At 62.0% G+C, this 276-nt stretch carries 1 protein-coding gene; it reads right to left on the reverse strand.

Annotated elements, in window-relative coordinates; translation table 11 throughout:
- Window positions 1-276 (reverse strand): hypothetical protein (locus QSV46_RS39655; protein WP_314964085.1); only part of this gene is annotated, 276 nt, incomplete at both ends.

Genomic DNA, 276 nt, shown 5'->3' on the forward strand with positions numbered 1-276 from the left:
GTGAGTGCTTGCGTGCGCATCTGCTCATCGGGTGCGTTAGCGACCAGGAACCCTCCCAGAATGCCGCATGAGATGATCGCCGGAGTGACGAGGCGCGCATAGCGCATACGATCCTTCGCGGCGCGTCGGGCAGCCAACTTGCCAGGTCCTGGCGCGAACAATCCGACGATCCGCCCGACGACCCATGCCCCGATAGGCATCGCCAGAGGAGCTGCCGCAAGAAGCGGCACCACGGCCAATATCGGCAATATCAGAATGATGTTGGTTCCCATACCC

Origin of the sequence: Bradyrhizobium cosmicum (assembly GCF_032290525.1) — a bacterium.
In the GTDB taxonomy this organism is placed as follows: Bacteria; Pseudomonadota; Alphaproteobacteria; order Rhizobiales; family Xanthobacteraceae; genus Bradyrhizobium; species Bradyrhizobium cosmicum_A.